Below are 18,458 nucleotides of genomic sequence, written 5' to 3' on the forward strand. Positions count from 1 at the left end.
GTGTTCGGACGTCGCAAGAAGAGCGGTACCGCCGATGATGTGGCGGGCGAGGCCGAGCAGGTCGTCGACGAGCTCGACACACAGGACGCGGCGGAGGAAGACGCGCCGCGCCGGGTGAACCTTCCGCCGGCGCCCCGGCCCGACGGCCCGTGGGACGTCTCCGAGGTCTCCAGCCCCGGCGACGGCCGGGTGGACCTCGGCGGGCTCTTCGTGCCCGGAGTCGAGGGCATGGAGCTGCGCGTGGAGGTCGCGGGCGACGCGATCGTCGCGGCGACGGTCGTGCTGCGCGACAGCGCGATCCAGCTGCAGGCGTTCGCCGCGCCCAAGAAGGAAGGCATCTGGGGCGAGGTCCGCGAGGAGATCGCCTCCGGCATCACCCAGCAGGGCGGCGTCATCGACGAGGTCGAGGGCCCGCTGGGCTGGGAGCTGCGGGCGCAGGTGCCGGTCCAGCTGCCGGACGGCACCGGCGGCGTCCAGCTGGTCCGCTTCGTGGGTGTCGACGGACCGCGGTGGTTCCTGCGCGGAGTGATCTCGGGGCAGGGCGCGGTGCAGCCGCAGGCGGCCGGTCTGCTGGAGCAGATCTTCAGGGACACGGTCGTGGTCCGCGGCGAAGGCCCGATGGCACCGCGTGACCCGATCGTCCTCAAGCTGCCGAACGACGCCCAGATGGTGCCCGAGGGCGTCCAGCAGGATGAGCAGGAGGGATCCCGCTTCTCCGGTGGGATGGGCCAGCTCCAGCGCGGACCGGAGATCACCGAGGTTCGCTGAGGTTCACCGGCGCCCCCGGCGCCGGCATCCGGGTACCCACCGGAACCGATCCGTGAGGCCCTGTCCGGGCAACCGGTACCGGTGACCGATTGTGATGGGCCGCACACCTTTCCGGTGTGCGGCCCGTCGGTCGTATGGGAGCACGCAGGTCCGGCCGCGTCAGAATCCCGTCAATACGCCCCTCGCCTGCACCTTATGCGCGTTTTGCCGGATTTGGTGGAGGTAACTTCACAGAAGCGTCCCATCCGGCTGCGGCTCAGGCCCGATCCACTGCCCGACCCTCGGCCGGGGACCCCACCGGGGCGCTTTTGGCGTGCGCCGTGCCCCTTCGGCTCACTCACCTGCCCCGGGCGGCTACTGAAGGACAATGAGGCCATGGCACGCGGCAAGCTACGGATCTACCTCGGTGCCGCTCCGGGCGTGGGCAAGACGTACGCGATGCTCTCCGAGGCACACCGTCGCGTCGAACGGGGCACCGACTGCGTCGTCGGCTTCGTGGAGCACCACGACCGGCCGCGCACCGAGGTCCTGCTGCACGGCCTTGAGCAGATCCCGCGCCGGCAGATCGAATACCGCGGCACCACGTTCACCGAGATGGACGTGGACGCGGTCCTGGAGCGCCGGCCGACGGTCGCCCTCGTGGACGAGCTGGCCCACACCAATGTGCCTGGCTCACGCAACGCCAAACGCTGGCAGGACGTCGAGGAGCTGCTCGCCGCGGGGATCGACGTCATCTCGACCGTCAACATCCAGCATCTGGAGTCGCTCGGCGACGTCGTCGAGACGATAACCGGCGTGCGGCAGCGGGAGACCGTGCCCGACGAGGTCGTCCGGCGCGCCGACCAGATCGAACTGGTCGACATGTCGCCCCAGGCGCTGCGCCGCCGGATGGCGCACGGCAACATCTACAAGCCCGACAAGATCGACGCGTCGCTCTCCCACTACTTCCGTCCCGGGAACCTCACGGCCCTGCGGGAGCTGGCCCTGCTCTGGGTCGCCGACCGGGTCGACGAGTACCTCCAGCAGTACCGCGGGGAACACAACATCCGTTCCACCTGGCAGGCGCGCGAGCGCATCGTCGTCGGACTCACCGGCGGCCCGGAGGGGCGCACCCTCATCCGCCGGGCCGCCCGGGTCGCGGCGAAGGGGTCGGGGAGCGAGATCCTCGCCGTCTACATCGCCCGAAGTGACGGACTCACCTCCGCCTCGCCGAAGGAGCTGGCGGTCCAGCGCACCCTGGTCGAGGACCTCGGCGGCACCTTCCACCACGTCATCGGCGACGACGTGCCCGCCGCGCTGCTCGACTTCGCCCGCGGTGTCAACGCCACCCAGATCGTGCTCGGTTCCTCGCGCCGCAAGCCCTGGCAGTACGTCCTCGGTCCCGGCGTGGGCGCGACCGTGGCCCGTGAATCGGGTCCCGACCTCGATGTCCACATCGTCACGCACGAAGAGGCCGCCAAGGGCCGGGGCCTGCCCGTGGCAAGGGGAGCCCGGCTCGGCCGCTCCCGCATCATCGCGGGATGGCTGACCGGCATCCTGGGTCCCGCCCTGCTGACGCTGGTGCTCACCCATGTCGACGTCCAGCTCGGCCTCGCCAACGACATGCTGCTCTTCCTGTCGCTGACCGTCGCCGCCGCGCTCATCGGCGGACTGTTCCCGGCTCTGGCGTCGGCCGCCGTCGGCTCGCTCCTGCTGAACTACTACTTCACCCCGCCGCTGCACCTCTTCACGATCGCCGACCCCAGGAACATCGTGGCGATCGTGATCTTCGTCTCCGTCGCCATCTCGGTCGCCTCGGTCGTCGACCTCGCGGCCCGCAGGACCCACCAGGCCGCCCGGCTGCGCGCCGAGTCCGAGATCCTTTCGTTCCTCGCGGGCAGCGTGCTGCGCGGCGAGACCACCCTCGACGCGCTGCTGGAGCGGGTACGCGAGACCTTCGGCATGGAGTCGGTCGCCCTCCTGGAGCGCGGCAGCGAGGTGGAACCCTGGGCGTGCGCGGGCAGCGTGGGCCCCACGCCCGCCGCCCGGCCCGACGACGCCGACGTCGACATGCCCGTCGGCGACCACATGGCCCTCGCCCTGTCCGGCAGGGTGCTGCCCGCCGAGGACCGCCGTGTCCTCGGCGCGTTCGCGGCGCAGGCGGTCGTCGTCCTGGACCGTCAGCGGCTCGTCGACAAGGCGGAGGAGGCCCGTAAGCTCGCCGAGGGCAACAAGATCCGCACGTCCCTGCTCGCCGCCGTCAGCCACGATCTGCGCACCCCGCTCGCGGGCATCAAAGCGGCCGTCAGCTCGCTGCGCTCGGACGACGTCGACTGGTCCGAGGAGGACCGGGCAGAGCTCCTCGAAGGCATCGAAACGGGGGCCGACCGGCTCGATCACCTGGTGGGCAATCTGCTGGACATGTCCCGGCTGCAGACCGGCACGGTCACGCCCCTCATCCGGGACATCGACCTCGACGAGGTGGTGCCCATGGCGCTGGTCGGCGTCCCCGACTCGGCCGTCGAGCCGGACATCCCCGAGACCCTCCCGATGGTCCACGTCGACAAGGGGCTGCTGGAACGTGCCGTGGCCAACATCGTCGAGAACGCCGTCAAGTACAGCCCCGACGCGACACCCGTCATGGTGTCGGCGAGCGTGCTCGGCGACCGCGTCGAGCTAAGGGTCGCCGACCGCGGCCGCGGTGTACCCGACGAGGCGAAGGAGCGGATCTTCGAGGCGTTCCAGCGTTACGGGGACGCGCCCCGCGGGGCCGGGGTCGGACTCGGGCTCGCCGTCGCCCGCGGTTTCGTCGAAGCCATGGGCGGCACACTGACCGCCGAGGACACCCCCGGCGGCGGTCTGACGATGGTCCTCACGCTCCGGGCCGCGCACGGCGGCACGACGGCCGGCTCCGAAGCCCCCGCCTGGACCGCCGTCTGACTCCGCCCCTGACCCGGACCCCGGAGCACGCACCGGGGCGCCTCCTCCGTACCACCCAGCCCCTTACGCCCCGCCCGCACAGCCCCCGCACGGGGCGACCTCCCGCGCAGAGCCCGCACGGGACGACCTCCCCGCACAGAGCCCGAACCACGGACGAGAGAGACGAAAGGAAGGCACTCATGACCCGAGTGCTCGTGGTCGACGACGAGCCGCAGATCGTACGCGCCCTCGTGATCAACCTGAAGGCGCGCAAGTACGACGTCGACGCGGCATCCGACGGGGCGACCGCGCTGCAGCTCGCCGCCGCGCGCCACCCCGACGTCGTCGTCCTCGACCTCGGGCTGCCGGACATGGACGGCGTCGAGGTGATCAAAGGCCTGCGCGGCTGGACGCGTGTCCCGATCCTGGTGCTCTCCGCCCGGCACACCTCCGACGAGAAGGTCGAGGCACTGGACGCCGGAGCCGACGACTATGTGACCAAGCCCTTCGGGATGGACGAGCTGCTCGCGCGGCTGCGCGCCGCCGTGCGCAGGGCCGAGCCGGTGGGCGGCGACGACGAGATCGTCACCGTCGATACGGAGGAGTTCACCGTCGACCTGGCGGCGAAGAAGGTCAACCGCGGCGGCAAGGACGTCCGGCTCACGCCGACCGAATGGCATCTGCTGGAGGTCCTGGTGCGCAACACCGGGCGGCTCGTCAGCCAGAAGCAGCTGCTCCAGGAGGTGTGGGGGCCGTCGTACGGCACGGAGACCAACTATCTGCGGGTCTACATGGCGCAGTTGCGGCGCAAGCTCGAGGCGGACCCCTCACACCCGAAGCACTTCCTCACGGAGCCGGGGATGGGATACCGCTTCGAGCGCTGAAGGGGCGTTCCGGGCGTGCTGGCGCGGCTCCCGCGCGCTGACGCGGCGTTGCGGGCGCGCTGCCGTGGCTCCCGCGCGCTGAAGGGGCCTTCCGGGCGCGCTGGTGCGGCTCCGCGCGTCACCGGGCCATGACCGGTGCGAACGCGACGAATCAGTCATGATCGGCTCGTGGGCGGGACCTTGGGAGCTCCCCGGTACGCTTTCGGTATGAGTGCTGTATCTCGATCCGAGAATGGCGAGAAACCGGCAGGCCGCTTCCGCCGGATGCTCGACCGTCTGTCCAGCTCCCAGCAGGACCTCGAGTCCGAGGAGCTTCAGGAGGACTCGCAGGCATCGGGCTGCACACGCATCTCCGACTGCGGGGACCGGCAGATCGTGAAGGTGACTGGTACCTTGCGCACGGTCACCCTGCGCCCGAGGGCCGGGGTACCGGCTCTCGAAGCCGAACTGTTCGACGGCTCCGCCGCCCTCGACGTGGTGTGGCTGGGCCGGCGCTCGATCGTGGGCATAGAACCGGGCCGCAGGATGATCGCCTCGGGCCGGATCGCCATGAGCCACGGCCGGCGTGTGCTGTTCAACCCCAAATACGAGCTGCGACCGCTCGGACAGGAGTAGCCGGTGACGTCCCTCGACAAGCCGACCGCGCAGGACCAGGAAGACGGCGGCCACGAGCACGCCAAGGCCGTCACGGAAGCGGCCCTGTTCGAGGCCTTCGGCGGGGTCCGGGGCATGGTGGAGACGGTCCTGCCCGGACTGCTCTTCGTCACGATCTTCACGATCAACAAGGACCTGCACATCTCGGCGATCGCCGCACTCGCGGTCTCGCTGCTGCTCGTCGCCGTACGGCTGATCCGCAGGGACACCGTGAAGCACGCGTTCAGCGGTGTCTTCGGGGTGGCCTTCGGTGTCGTCTTCGCGATGATGACCGGCAACGCCAAGGACTTCTACCTGCCGGGCATGCTGTACACGCTGGGCCTGGGGCTCGCGTACATCATCACGACACTCGCGGGCGTGCCGCTGATCGGCCTCATCCTGGGCCCGGTCTTCAAGGAGAACCTCTCCTGGCGCACCCGCAACCCGGGGCGCAAGAAGGCGTACGCCAAGGCCAGCTGGGCCTGGGGCCTGATCCTCCTGGCAAAGTGCGCGATCCTGTTCCCGCTCTACTGGTGGGCCGATACGACGCAGTTCGGCTGGGTCCTGGTCGCCCTCAAGATCCCGCCCTTCCTGCTCGCGGTCTATCTGACCTGGGTCTTCCTGGCGAAGGCGCCGCCGCCCATCGATGTGTTCGCGGAGATGGAGGAACAGGAGCGGGCCGAGCGGGCCGAGGCGGAGCGCAGGGCCGGTACGGCGGGCGATCCCGAGGTCTGAGGTCTGTCGTCCGGATCCTGCAGGATCCGGGACCCGGACGGCTCGCGTGCCGCGCGCGTCCGACAGCACGCGTACCGACCGGCACGACGCACAGGCCCATGACGCACAGGCGTATGACGCACAGACGAGGGGCCCGGGAATCTCGGTCGATCCGAGAGTCCCGGGCCCCTCGCCCGTTGCGCGTGTCAGCTCGTCGCGGGATTCTCGCGGCGGACCGACAGCAGGTCCTCCAGCTGCTCCTCACGGGCCTGGGCGGCGACGAAGAGAAGCTCGTCACCCGGCTCCAGCGTCTCCTCACCGTGCGGCGTCAGCACCCGCGGACCGCGGATGATCGTCACCAGCGAGGTGTCCTCCGGCCAGGCCACGTCCCCGACCTGGGTGCCGGCCAGCGCCGACTCCGGCGGCAGCGTCAGCTCGACCAGGTTCGCGTCACCGTGGCTGAAGCGCAGCAGCCGGACCAGGTCGCCGACGCTCACCGCCTCCTCCACCAGCGCCGACATCAGCCGCGGTGTGGAGACAGCCACGTCCACGCCCCAGGACTCGTTGAAGAGCCACTCGTTCTTGGGGTTGTTCACCCGGGCGACCACGCGCGGTACGCCGTACTCGGTCTTCGCCAGCAGCGACACCACCAGATTGACCTTGTCGTCACCGGTGGCGGCGATCACGACGTTGCAGCGCTGCAGCGCGGCCTCGTCGAGCGACGTGATCTCACAGGCGTCGGCCAGCAGCCACTCCGCCTGCGGCACCCGCTCCACCGAGATCGCGGTGGGTGCCTTGTCGATCAGGAGCACCTCGTGCCCGTTCTCCAGGAGCTCTCCCGCGATGGAACGTCCCACCGCGCCGGCCCCGGCAATCGCGACCCGCATCAGTGACCGCCCTCCTCAGGACCCTGGGCGAACGCCGCCTCGACCTTCTCGATCTCGTCCGTGCGCATCATCACATGGACCAGATCGCCCTCCTGCAGGACCGTCTGCGAGGTCGGCAGCACTGCCTCGCCCAGCCGCGTGAGGAACGCGACACGCACGCCGGTCTCCTCCTGCAGCTTGCTGACCTTGTGTCCGATCCAGGCAGGCGACGTGTGGACCTCGGCGAGCTGCACGCCCCCGCTCGGGTCCCGCCACAGCGGCTCCGCACCGGACGGCAGCAGCCGCCGCAGCATCTGGTCGGCGGTCCAGCGGACCGTGGCCACGGTCGGGATCCCGAGGCGCTGGTAGACCTCGGCACGCCGGGGGTCGTAGATCCGTGCCGCCACGTTCTCGATGCCGAACATCTCCCGGGCGACCCGCGCGGCGATGATGTTCGAGTTGTCCCCACTGCTCACCGCGGCGAAGGCGCCGGCCTCCTCGATGCCCGCCTCGCGCAGGGTGTCCTGGTCGAAACCGACTCCGGTGACCCGCCGGCCCCCGAATCCGGAGCCCAGTCGGCGAAAGGCCGTGGGGTCCTGGTCGACGACGGCGACCGTGTGCCCCTGCTGCTCCAGGGTCTGCGCGAGTGCCGATCCCACCCGGCCGCAGCCCATGATGACAATGTGCACCTATCTACCCCGCAGTCCTGGTCAACCCGCTGACCTGCGCAAACACCCTGGTCACTCTTCTCTCTCGGCTCTGCCGGGCCATGACAGGGGCAACGGCGTGCGATGTTGCCCTTGACGAGCTTATGACGCAGTGCCCACGTTGCCCTCATCCGCGGTGCCGATACGGGCGTTCCCGGCGTGGATCACGTGCGGACGCGCCGCGGACGGGCGGGGACGACGCAGGCTCCGGCCACGGAAAGACGCAGCGGACGCGACGGCCTGTGCGGTAGCCCTCCGTGGCGCTACCCCACCGCAGCGTGGCGGTCAACGGGAAATCCGGGCCGAAGAGGGCCGCGGCTGGGCGTCCTCCGTATGGAGCCCTTACGATCCTCTGCGTGTCCAAACTGACCGACCTGCCCAAACGGATCCTGATCGGCCGGGCCCTGCGCAGCGACAGGCTCGGGGAAACGCTCCTGCCGAAGCGCATCGCGCTCCCCGTCTTCGCCTCCGACCCGCTGTCCTCGGTGGCGTACGCCCCGGGCGAAGTCCTGCTGGTCCTCTCGATCGCGGGTGTGTCGGCCTACCACTTCAGCCCGTGGATCGCCGTGGCCGTCGTGGTCCTGATGTTCACCGTGGTCGCCTCGTACCGGCAGAACGTCCACGCGTACCCCAGCGGCGGCGGCGACTACGAGGTGGCGAACACCAACCTCGGCCCCAGAGCCGGACTCACCGTCGCCAGCGCGCTGCTGGTCGACTACGTCCTCACCGTCGCCGTGTCGATCTCCTCCGGCGTGGAGAACCTCGGCTCCGCGATCCCCTTCGTGGTCGAGCACAAGGTCTTCTGCGCCATCGGCATCATCGTGCTGCTGACGCTGATGAACCTGCGCGGCGTCAAGGAGTCCGGCAAGCTCTTCGCGATCCCGACGTACGTCTTCGTCGCCGGCGTCTTCATCATGGTCGCTTGGGGTGCCTTCCGGGGCCTCGTCCTCGGCGACACCATGCGCGCGCCGACCGCCGGCTTCGAGATCAAGCCCGAGGCACAGGGACTGGCCGGCTTCGCCCTCATCTTCCTGCTGCTGCGCGCCTTCTCCTCCGGCTGTGCCGCGCTCACCGGTGTCGAGGCCATCAGCAACGGCGTCCCCGCCTTCCGCAAGCCCAAGAGCAAGAACGCCGCCACGACGCTGCTGCTCATGGGCGCGCTCGCCGTCACGATGTTCTGCGGGATCATCGGCCTCGCCATGGCCACCGACGTCAGGATGGCCGAGAACCCCGCGCACGACCTGATCAACAACGGCGCCCCGGTCGGCTCCGGTTATGTCCAGGACCCGGTGATCTCACAGGTCGCGGCCGCCGTCTTCGGCGACGGCACCTTCTTCTTCGTGATCCTCGCGGCCGCCACCGCTCTCGTGCTCTTCCTGGCGGCGAACACCGCGTACAACGGCTTCCCGCTGCTCGGCTCGATCCTCGCCCAGGACCGCTATCTGCCGCGCCAGCTGCACACCCGTGGTGACCGGCTCGCCTTCTCCAACGGCATCGTGCTGCTGGCCGGGGCCGCCGTCCTGCTCGTCTGGGTCTACGGAGCCGACTCCACCAAGCTGATCCAGCTCTACATCGTCGGCGTCTTCGTCTCCTTCACGCTCAGCCAGACCGGCATGGTCCGGCACTGGAACCGTCATCTGAAGACCGAGCGGGACCCCGCCAAGCGCCGCCACATGGTCCGCTCCCGGGCCATCAACGCCTTCGGCGCGTTCTTCACCGGCCTGGTGCTGGTCGTCGTCCTGGTCACCAAGTTCACCCACGGGGCCTGGGTGGCCCTGCTCGGCATGGTGATCTTCTACGGAACGATGACGGCGATCCGCAAGCACTACGACCGCGTATCGGAGGAGATCTCCGCGCCGGACGAGCCGACCGACGACACCGTGCGCCCCTCCCGGGTCCACTCCATCGTCCTGGTGTCCAAGGTCCACCGGCCGACACTGCGCGCCGTCGCCTACGCCAAGCTGATGCGCTCCGACCGTCTCGAAGCGCTGAGCATCAACGTGGACCCGGCCGAGACCAAGGCCCTCAAGGAGGAGTGGGACCGGCGCGGCATCAATGTGCCGCTGAAGATCCTCGACTCGCCCTACCGCGAGATCACCCGGCCGATCATCGAATACGTGAAGAGCCTGCGGCGCGAGAGCCCGCGCGACGCGGTCAGCGTGATCATCCCCGAGTACGTGGTCGGCCACTGGTGGGAGCACCTGCTGCACAACCAGAGCGCCCTGCGCCTCAAGGGCCGTCTGCTGTTCACACCCGGGGTCATGGTGACCTCGGTGCCCTACCAGCTGCAGTCCTCCGAGGCCGCGAAGCTGCGGGCCAAGAAGCGCCAGGAGTGGAACGCTCCGGGCGCCGTGCGCCGCGGCCCCGTGAACGAGCGGTCCGGTGAGCCCGGCGGCAAGGGCTGAGGGGCCCGCGCGCCCACGTAGACTGGGGGGCTGTCGTCCGCGCACGGACGACAGCCCCCTCTCGTATCCCTGGAGCCGTCCCCGTCATGCAGAACGCACCTGAGTCTTCGCTCGTCGGGGAGGAGTACGAGGTCGAGGTCGGCCCCGTCGCGCACGGCGGGCACTGCATCGCCCGCACCGACGGGGGCCGGGTGCTGTTCGTCCGCCACGCGCTGCCCGGCGAGAAGGTCGTGGCCCGTGTCACCGAGGGCGAGGAGAGCTCCCGCTATCTGCGTGCGGACGCGGTCCGTGTCCTCGAGGCGTCCAAGGACCGCGTCGAGGCGCCCTGCCCGTACGCCGGCCCCGGCAAGTGCGGCGGCTGCGACTGGCAGCACGCCAAGCCCGGCGCCCAGCGCCGTCTCAAGGGCGAAGTCATCGCGGAGCAGCTGAAGCGGCTCGCGGGCCTCACTCCCGAAGAGGCCGGCTGGGACGGCACCGTCATGCCGGCGGAGGGTGACAAGCTGCCCCCCGGCGAGGTGCCCGCCTGGCGCACCCGGGTCCAGTACGCCGTCGACGCCACCTCCGGAAAAGCGGGTCTGCGCCGCCACCGCTCCCACGACGTCGAGCCGGTCGAGCACTGCATGATCGCCGCACCGGGCGTGAGCGAACTCGGCATCGAGAAGCGCACCTGGGAAGGCATGGCATCGATCGAGGCCATCGCCGCGACCGGGTCCTCCGACCGGCAGGTGGTCCTCACCCCGCGTCCCGGCGCCCGGCTGCCGCTGGTGGAGCTGGACAAGCCGGTCTCGGTCCTGCGGATCCACGAAAAGGACGGCAGTGTCCACCGCGTCCACGGCCGCCCCTTCGTCCGCGAACGCGCCGACGACCGCACCTACCGCGTCGGTATGGGCGGCTTCTGGCAGGTCCACCCGAAGGCGGCCCAGACCCTCGTCGAGGCCGTGATGCAGGGCCTGTTGCCCCGCAAGGGCGACATGGCGCTCGATCTCTACTGCGGCGTCGGCCTGTTCGCGGGCGCGATCGGCCAGCGCGTGGGCGAGAAGGGCGCGGTGCTCGGCATCGAGTCGGGCAAGCGCGCGGTCGAGGACGCCCGCCACAACCTCCAGGACCTGCCCCGGGTCCGCATCGAACAGGGCAAGGTCGAGTCCGCCCTGCCCCGCACCGGCATCACCGAGGCCGACCTCGTCGTCCTCGACCCCCCGCGCGCGGGCGCGGGCCGCTCCACCGTCGAGTACATCTCGGGCCTCGGCGCCCGCCGTATCGCGTACGTGGCATGCGACCCGGCGGCGCTGGCGCGGGACTTGGCATACTTCGGGGAGAACGGGTACAGGGTGCGGACGCTGCGGGCGTTCGACCTGTTTCCGATGACGCATCACGTGGAGTGCGTGGCGATTCTGGAGCCGGCGAAGTAAGGCGCGGGCTGGACGCCACCGTCATCGCGGCCGCAGTGCTCACCCCGCCTCGGGCCTGCTCGCCGCCCGCTGATCACCGAGCACCGGCCCGGCCCCCGCTGAACCACCGGCTTCCCCGTCCCGGACGGCTCCGGGATGAGAGGCCAGGGCGACGCGGATCAGACCTTCTCGGCGGTCACACGGGGGTGGTCGGCGGTGAGCATGGTGATGTCCTCGACGTCGGACGTCAGGATGGTGACGCGGCCCGGCTGGGCGACGGCGGTGGCGCAGAGCATGGCGTCGATGGCGTACTTGTGGCCGTGCAGGCCGGCCGTGCGCAGCAGTGCGGCGGCGAACTGGGCGAGGGCCTGGGTGACGGGCTCGACCCGCAGCCGGGACAGCGTCCACTTGAGGGCGGCGTCGTTGATCCGGGGGTGTATCACCTCGACGAGTACGGCGGCCGAAGTGATCACCGGAAGGTCGGCTTCGCGGGCGGCGGTGAGCCACTCGTGAACCTCGCGGTCGCGCTGTACGGCCTTGGCCAGACCCTCGCTGTCCACGATGAGCGCGCCGCTCACGCGGCCGCCCCGGTTCCGGAAGAGGTGCCGCCGGTGAGCCTGGCCCGCTTGGCGGCCACGGCCTCCGGGTCGGCAGGGCCGTGGGTCTTGTCGAAGTCGGCGATCAGCTCGTCCAGGTTGTCGCGCTCGATCTGCCGTTGCGCGGCCCTCTCCAGGTAGGCGGACACGCCGCGCTTGCCGACCCGCTCGCGGATCGCTTGGAGAGTGCCGGCGGTCAGGGAGACGGAGATACCGCTGCTGGGGCCGTCGCCGGGAGGGAAGTCGGTGTCTTCGTCAGCCATGGCACGAGTATGGCATTTGGAATGCCATACGGCGAGATCGTCAGGCGAAGAGGGGATCCAGCGTCGCCTGTCCGGCCGGCACCCGCCAGGCCGGCAGCCGCACCGCCCGGGCCACCGGCGCGGGCTTGGCCCCCCGGCCGCCGGAGGGCAGCCCGATCAGCAGGTCACCGCGTGCGTGGATGAGCCGCAGATGGCGGGCGGGGTCCTGCCCCGGCAGGGGGCCCGTGTCGATGAGCACCGCCGTGTTCTCCCCGTCGACCGTGAACAGCAGGTCCACCGTGTGCCCGCCGACCACCGCCGAGCGTTCCAGGTCGGTGATGCCACGGGCACCGAGATAGTCCTGCAGCCGGTCGGCGAGCTCTTCGCGGAATCCGGGCGAGGCCGGGGGACCGGCGATCGTCTCCCGGTCTGCGGAGGCCTCCGCGCGCAGCACCGTCGAGCGCTCCGAGAGCACGGCCGGCAGCCCCGCCTGACCCTGCCAGAAGCGATGGCTCCCCACGGTGATCAGCTGCGACTTCGCCCGGGTGACCGCGACGTTCCAGAGGTTGACCTGGCTCGACACCCAGTGCGTCGTCTTCGGCGGGGTGTTGCCCGTGGCCACCGGGCTCAGGACCATGACGTCGCGCTGACCGCCCTGGAACGCGTGCACCGTACCGACCCGGACACGGTCGTCACCGGCCCACACCCTGGCCAGCGCCTCCTTCTGCGCGCGGAAGGGCGTCACCACCCCGACCGTGGCGTCCTCGGGCAGCCGTGCCAGCAACTCGTCCACCGTCCGCCGCACCTGCTCCGCCTCGGCCTGGTTGCGCCAGGACCGGCCGCCGCTGCCGGCCGCGGACTCGCCGTACGGCACGTCCACCCAGCCGAGCACCGGAGCCGGATCGGCCGCCCCCGCCGGATCGACCGGCGGGACCTGCCTGCGGACGTCGGTGAGGACCTGCAACTGGCCCGCGTAGCAGTAGCCGTTGACCACGCCCGCGATCTGCGGATGGCACCGGTAGTGCTCGTCGAGCAGCAACGCCGCCTCACCGTGCTGCGCCGCCGCGTGGTACGAGGCGTACACGTGGTAGGTGAGCCGGTGGTCCTCCAGCTGCGCGGCAGTCAGGCCCGCCCGCACCCGGGCCTGCCGCTCCTGCTCCGGACTGATCCCGGGAATGTGCCCGAGCTGCATCGGGTCGCCGATGATCAGCGCCCGCTTCGCCCGGAACAGCAGTGGCAGCACCGACGGGATCGAGCACTGGCTCGCCTCGTCGATCACCACGAGGTCGAAGAGTTTCGGGGTGAGTTCGAGCTGGCGCACCGAGTGCGTACTGATGGCCCACGCCTTCAGGTGCGTCATCAGGTTGCGCTGGCTCTTCTGGAAGCCCGAGCGCCGGCGCAGCGCCTGGAGCCGCTGGTTCATCAGCGAGCGGCCCCGCACCATGGCCTCGGCGGCCACGGACTGCGCCAGCTCCCCCGCCACCGCGGAGGACGCGGCGGCGCTCTCCAGCCGGGCCTGCTTCAGCGCGTCCTCGTCCCAGGCCAGATGTGCCGGTACGAGCTCCCGCAGAGCCCGCTCCACGGCCAGGGTCTCCGCGAGGTCGCGAAGCAGCTCGGGCGAGGCCGGGTGCTCCGAGGCCCAGGCCGGCCACGCCCCGGATCCGCCGCCGGACGAACTCACGAGGGCGGCAAGAGCGCGCCCGCGGCGCCACCCGCCGAAGGTCGGCCATCCGGCTCCGGCGGCCCTGCGGGCGCGGTCCTCCCAGCGGGCGAGCGCAGTCGGCTCCTCCGCCGCCCAGACGCTCTCCAGCAGGCGTACGGGCAGCGCGAGCCCGTCCGCCCGCCGGGCCCTCTCACGGACCAACTCCAGCAGACGCGCCTCCTCGACGATCCGCCCTGCCGCCTCCGCCCGGTGCGCGGCCGTACGCGCGTGGCGGCTGCGCAGCTCACCGGCCACGGTCGCGGCACCCCGATCCGGGGCCGCGACCGGCTCGGCCAGCAGCCCGGCCAGCTTCTCGGCCTCCCTTTCCCGGGCTTCCACGTTTCCGGTCCGCATGAGCAGGCCGGGCGAGATCTCGTCGCACCGTTCGGCCACCACGTTGACGGCCTCGTTGTTCGTGGACGCGACGAGCACGGACTGCCCGGCGGCGACGGCGGTCGCGACCACGGCCGTCACCACCTCGCTCTTGCCGGTACCGGGCGGGCCGGTCGCGACGGTGAGCCGACGGGTCATCGCCGAGGAGATCACCTGCTCCTGGCTCTCGTTGCACGGGCCGGGGGAGACCACCGTCGCGGCCGCGGCGTCAGGACCCGTCCCGTCATCGCGGTCGCCGCCGGTGAGGAGGGCGTCCAGCGCGGTACCCGTGATCTGACCGGCGCGCGTGGACATCTGGAGCAAGTTGTCGACCAGGCCCTCGGTCGCGACCCGCTCCATGCCGGAGGGCGCCAGCAGTACGGCGGCGTTGTGGGCGCCGGGTCGCAACGAGTCCATCACGGACCGCTCGCTGAGCGAGGAGAGGTCGAGGGGCTCCAGCTCCGGAACACCGAGCTCGGTCAGGAGCTCCCGCACCGCCTTGACCATCTGGGTGCCGTTGCCCTCCTGCCAGCTCGGCTGCCAGCGGGCCAGCAGCTCGGCAGTCTCGTCGTCGGACAGCAGCTCGCTGATCACACCGGTGTGCAGGGACGGGACCCCGCTCGGACGCAGCAGGTCGCGACCGTTCTCGTCCGGGGTGAGGTCCATCGGCTGGATCAGCAGCGGCGCGATCCGCACCGCTGCCCGCCGACGGCCTTCCCCACGTTCGGGAAGGGTGATCGCGGGATACCCGTACCAGTACTCCTGGAGCCCGGCCCCGTCGGCCCGCGCACCGGTGCTCTTCGGCTTGGGCAACTGCCCGGGGGCGGGGAAGGAATGCCCGAGCCCGGACTGGATCGTCTCCGGGCCCTGGCCCAGCAGGAAGTACGCCGATCCCCGGCCGACGTCGCGATCGGGCAGCATGCCGGACGCCGCCTGGGCGCCGAGGCAGTGCGCGTAGTACCGCAGCAGCCGCTGCGGGTCGATGCCCTCTCCGGCGTCGTGGGCGACCAGTTGCCGCGCTTTCAGCAGGGCGGGGGAGCCTGCGGACCGAGCGGCGGCCCGGGGGGCGTCGCGCGGCGCGTCGGGAAGGCGGACCGGTCGAGCGACCGAGCGGGCGAAGGGCAGTGAACGGGTGGCCCGGATCGTGGACTTGGTCGGCCGCTGTTCCTCGGGGACGCCCTTGATCACCATTTGCGCGGTCAGGTACTCGAAGAGGTCGTCCGGGGTGATCCAGCCGCCCTCCTTGATCCGTCCGCTCCGCAGGCCTTCCACGATCTCCCCGGTGAACCGGGAGGTGCCGAGGGAAGACCCTTCCGGAGCCATCGCGGACGCCTCCTGGAGAGCGTCGGAGGCGGTGATGAAGTACACGCCGGTCGGGTGCAGCAGCGTACTGGGCGCGGACCGTTCGCCGGAGTCCGTACCGCCCTTGGCCGTCCACCCCTGAACGACGGACCCGCTGGAGCAGCAGTCCAGCAGCACCAGCTTGGACGCGGCCCGGCAGGACTGGAGCATCCGCTCCAGGAACTGGGCCGGGACCGCCGTGCCCGGCAGGTCGTCCGGGTCGGCGTCCCGGGTCAGGAAGTACAGCTGCCCGTCCGCCTCGCAGAACTGGCCGTGCCCGCTGAAGTAGAGCAGCGCCGTCTCGCTGGACTGCCGCTCCTCCAGGAACTGCTCGACGGCGTACAGCATTTCGGCGCGCGTCGGCTCGGCGACCATCGCGCAGTCGTTGTACATGCCGATCTCGGTGCTCTCCAGCACCGCCCGCATGTAGTGCAGGTCGGCCCGGACCGGCGGCAGGTTGTGGTAGCGGTCGCTGTCGTACGTGGATACGCCGATGAGCATGGCGTACCGGTCGTTGTCGCTCACTGCGCGCCCGGCCCCGCTTCGCTGCCGTCCTCGTCCTCGTTCCCGTCCCCGTTCCCGTCCCCGTTCCGGTCCTCGTCCCGGGCGTCGGTCGTACCGCCGGCAAGGAACCGGTCGATGAGCTCGCTGTCGGCGCGGGCCTCCTTGCCGGACACGCGGAGCGTCGCCCCGTCGGCTCGGGTGATGACGATGGTCCGCTGGGGTATGCGGGCCAACCAGACCTGGATGGCGGCGGCGATGAATGAGCCCCCGCTGAATACCAGCCCGATCAGGTCGGTGACCGAGCCGCCTTTGAAGGTCTCGTCCTCGGGCCCGGGGCGTGGGAGGTCGAGCGCGGCCTGCGGATCGGCATCGGCGAGGGCGGTGAGCAGCTCGCGCGCTTCGCGCCGGGCGCGCAGCGGGTCCTCGTCGACGATGGCGATGCGGTGGCCGGCGGCGGCCGGGTCGGTGGTGGTGCTCACGTTCTTCGTCCCCCTAGGGCCTTTCGTTTGGATCTTGCCGGGATCGCGTGCCCTGTTGCCATGCCTCGCCGCGTTGTCGTCAGTCGCCGACGTCCCCCAGCTCGCGCTGGGAGGTACCCCCACCGCGTCGACTCCCTCCTCCGCCTTGCGATCCACAGCAACAGGCCCCGCTCACTGATCCGGCCTGATCCAAACGAAAGGCCCCAGATCTCCCGTGTGACGGGCACACGGACCGGGGAGCGTACCGAAGATCCCTGGCGGTAGACGCGCCAATTTCCGAAAACCTGCTGGTCATTGGCTCGAAACGGCCGGCTCCGTGCATGCGGCCCTACCGGGCGCCCCGACTCCGCGTCGCCGGTGCGTCGTGGTGGGTGAGCAGTGGCAGACCCGCCCGGTCCGGGTGTCGGTGATCTCGGCAGGTAGTCCGTGCCCGTGCCGCCTTCGGCGCGGTAACCGGCGGGGGAGAGCGACCCATTCGTCAGAGGCGGCGTGCACCGTCGGGAATCGGCCATCGAGCGTCGCCCCGGGTGCATGGTCCGGATGCGGATGAAGGAGATCCGAGCACGCATGGCTCCCGGCGCGCAAGGTTCCGTGCCTCCTGCATTCAGTGCCCGGCTGCATATGACACCCGAGGGCCTGGGATCGACATGCATAAAGCTCCAGGCCAGGCCCACACAGCGTCAACATGTGACGCACGTCACATGTGGATGAGGCATCAATTCCGGTTCCGACCTCTTGCCGGATCGAGATCGTACGTGCTCGGATTAATTACGTCAGCGGCGTTCCGGAGCACTGCAACCCCGGGCGTCGGCATCAACCGGCATGGCTGGATCCATGCTTGCGGTCGCATGCTCAGGCCGTGCGGCCACCGTCTCTCACCTCTTCCATCGCTTAGGAGCGAGACATGCTCGACCTCACCTCCGTTGATCTGCTCGACGCGTTCACCCGGGAGCTGAAGTTGTGCAAGCTCAGGCCTGACGAGCACGTCGTCGTCCTGTCCGAGCCGACCAGCCGCGGTGACTACGTGGCGGCCGCCTTCGGTGCGGCGAAGGCGTGCGGCGCGCACGTCATCGCCGCCACCGTCCCCGGCGGCAACCCGTCTCCCGCGGACAGCACCCGCACCGGCGCCGGGCCCGGGCTGAGCGCGGTGCTGAACGACTCCACCGCGCAGGAGCTGCTCAAGGGGGCCGACCTGGTCGTGGACCTCACGCGGGAGGGCTTCATCCACGCCCCCCTGCAGCAGGAGATCCTGCGGACGGGCACCCGCATTCTCTTCGTCTGTGACGCCCCGGACGTCCTCATCCGCAACCTGCCCAAGGAGCAGGACAAGGCGGAGGTCCTCAAGGGCGTGGAGCTGCTGAAGAGCGCGTCCGTGATGCGGGTGACCTCCGAGGCCGGCACCGACCTCGTCGTCGAACTTCCGGGATCCAAGCCGGAGTTCCAGGTGGGATTCGCCGACGACCCCGGACGTTGGGACCACTGGCCGAGCACCATGGTGCTGTGCTGGCCGCAGCTTTCCGACGGCCGGATCGTGCTGGCCGAGGGCGACGTCCTGCTGCCGTTCAAGGAGTACGTGCGTCAGCCGGTCACCCTGCAGATCGCGGGCGGGCACATCGAGAAGGTGTCCGGCGGGGCCGAGGCCCAGCTCCTGAACACGTTCTTCGAGGACGCGAACGACGAGTGGGCGCGCAGTCTGTCCCACATGGGCTGGGGCCTGATGCGGACCGCGGACTGGTTCGCCACCGCCCTGTACGGCAAGGAAGAGCTGATGGGCATGGACGCGCGGGCGTTTGCCGGGAACTTCCTGTGGTCCACCGGTCCGCACCCCGTGCTCGGCCGTGAGTCGTACGCGCATCTCGACATCGCCATGCGCGGCTGCTCCATCTCCGTCGACGACCAGGAGGTCGTCACCGTCGGCCGACTCGTCGACTACTGATACCGCCTGCGGCACGCACCCGG

At 70.6% G+C, this 18,458-nt stretch carries 14 protein-coding genes; 8 read left to right on the forward strand and 6 right to left on the reverse strand.

Annotated elements, in window-relative coordinates:
* From ACTWOL_RS27920 to ACTWOL_RS27940, 5 genes are all read left to right on the forward strand, one after another.
* Positions 1-768, forward strand: coding sequence for a DUF3710 domain-containing protein (locus ACTWOL_RS27920; RefSeq protein WP_474299553.1), 768 nt, complete (start codon positions 1-3; stop codon positions 766-768).
* A 375-nt stretch (positions 769-1,143) separates the two neighbouring features.
* Complete coding sequence (locus ACTWOL_RS27925) at positions 1,144-3,687, forward strand: ATP-binding protein (RefSeq protein WP_474299554.1); 2,544 nt, start codon at positions 1,144-1,146, stop codon at positions 3,685-3,687.
* Positions 3,688-3,866: 179 nt separating this feature from the next.
* On the forward strand, positions 3,867-4,550 hold the full coding sequence (locus ACTWOL_RS27930; protein WP_474299555.1) for a response regulator: 684 nt from the start codon (positions 3,867-3,869) through the stop codon (positions 4,548-4,550).
* 207 nt (positions 4,551-4,757) lie between these two features.
* Positions 4,758-5,165 (forward strand): OB-fold nucleic acid binding domain-containing protein, encoded by a 408-nt coding sequence (locus ACTWOL_RS27935; protein WP_474299556.1) that lies wholly within the window; start codon positions 4,758-4,760, stop codon positions 5,163-5,165.
* A gap of 3 nt (positions 5,166-5,168) precedes the next feature.
* Complete coding sequence (locus tag ACTWOL_RS27940) at positions 5,169-5,918, forward strand: DUF3159 domain-containing protein (RefSeq protein ID WP_474299557.1); 750 nt, start codon at positions 5,169-5,171, stop codon at positions 5,916-5,918.
* A 185-nt stretch (positions 5,919-6,103) separates the two neighbouring features.
* Here the strand turns inward: ACTWOL_RS27940 and ACTWOL_RS27945 are convergent, their stop codons facing one another.
* Together ACTWOL_RS27945 and ACTWOL_RS27950 are read right to left on the reverse strand one after the other, a co-directional pair.
* Positions 6,104-6,784: a potassium channel family protein gene (locus ACTWOL_RS27945; RefSeq protein WP_474299558.1), complete on the reverse strand. Its 681-nt coding sequence runs from the start codon at positions 6,782-6,784 to the stop codon at positions 6,104-6,106.
* Positions 6,784-7,452, reverse strand: a complete 669-nt coding sequence (locus ACTWOL_RS27950) for a potassium channel family protein (protein ID WP_474299559.1) — start codon at positions 7,450-7,452, stop codon at positions 6,784-6,786. The genes ACTWOL_RS27945 and ACTWOL_RS27950 overlap by 1 nt, the downstream gene beginning before the upstream one ends.
* Positions 7,453-7,826: 374 nt before the next feature.
* On the opposite strand from ACTWOL_RS27950, the gene ACTWOL_RS27955 reads away from it, so the two are divergent.
* A complete protein-coding gene (locus tag ACTWOL_RS27955; RefSeq protein WP_474299560.1) occupies positions 7,827-9,875 on the forward strand; it encodes an APC family permease in 2,049 nt (682 codons plus the stop codon).
* 86 nt (positions 9,876-9,961) lie between these two features.
* Complete coding sequence (locus tag ACTWOL_RS27960; RefSeq protein ID WP_474299561.1) at positions 9,962-11,284, forward strand: class I SAM-dependent RNA methyltransferase; 1,323 nt, start codon at positions 9,962-9,964, stop codon at positions 11,282-11,284.
* A 158-nt stretch (positions 11,285-11,442) separates the two neighbouring features.
* Here the strand turns inward: ACTWOL_RS27960 and ACTWOL_RS27965 are convergent, their stop codons facing one another.
* From ACTWOL_RS27965 to ACTWOL_RS27980, 4 genes are read right to left on the reverse strand one after another with little or no spacing between them, the layout of a single operon-like run.
* Entirely contained in the window at positions 11,443-11,841 is a 399-nt protein-coding gene (locus ACTWOL_RS27965; RefSeq protein ID WP_474299562.1) for a hypothetical protein, read from the reverse strand.
* Positions 11,838-12,122 (reverse strand): hypothetical protein, encoded by a 285-nt coding sequence (locus tag ACTWOL_RS27970; protein WP_474299563.1) that lies wholly within the window; start codon positions 12,120-12,122, stop codon positions 11,838-11,840. The genes ACTWOL_RS27965 and ACTWOL_RS27970 overlap by 4 nt, the downstream gene beginning before the upstream one ends.
* Positions 12,123-12,162: 40 nt before the next feature.
* Entirely contained in the window at positions 12,163-16,041 is a 3,879-nt protein-coding gene (locus tag ACTWOL_RS27975) for a caspase, EACC1-associated type (protein WP_474299564.1), read from the reverse strand.
* Positions 16,038-16,499: an effector-associated constant component EACC1 gene (locus tag ACTWOL_RS27980; RefSeq protein WP_474299565.1), complete on the reverse strand. Its 462-nt coding sequence runs from the start codon at positions 16,497-16,499 to the stop codon at positions 16,038-16,040. The genes ACTWOL_RS27975 and ACTWOL_RS27980 overlap by 4 nt, the downstream gene beginning before the upstream one ends.
* Before the next feature lie 904 nt (positions 16,500-17,403).
* On the opposite strand from ACTWOL_RS27980, the gene ACTWOL_RS27985 reads away from it, so the two are divergent.
* Positions 17,404-18,435, forward strand: coding sequence for a 2,5-dihydroxypyridine 5,6-dioxygenase NicX family protein (locus tag ACTWOL_RS27985; RefSeq protein ID WP_474299566.1), 1,032 nt, complete (start codon positions 17,404-17,406; stop codon positions 18,433-18,435).
* Positions 18,436-18,458: the final 23 nt, after the last annotated feature.

This window comes from Micromonospora sp. IBHARD003 (assembly GCF_056106285.1).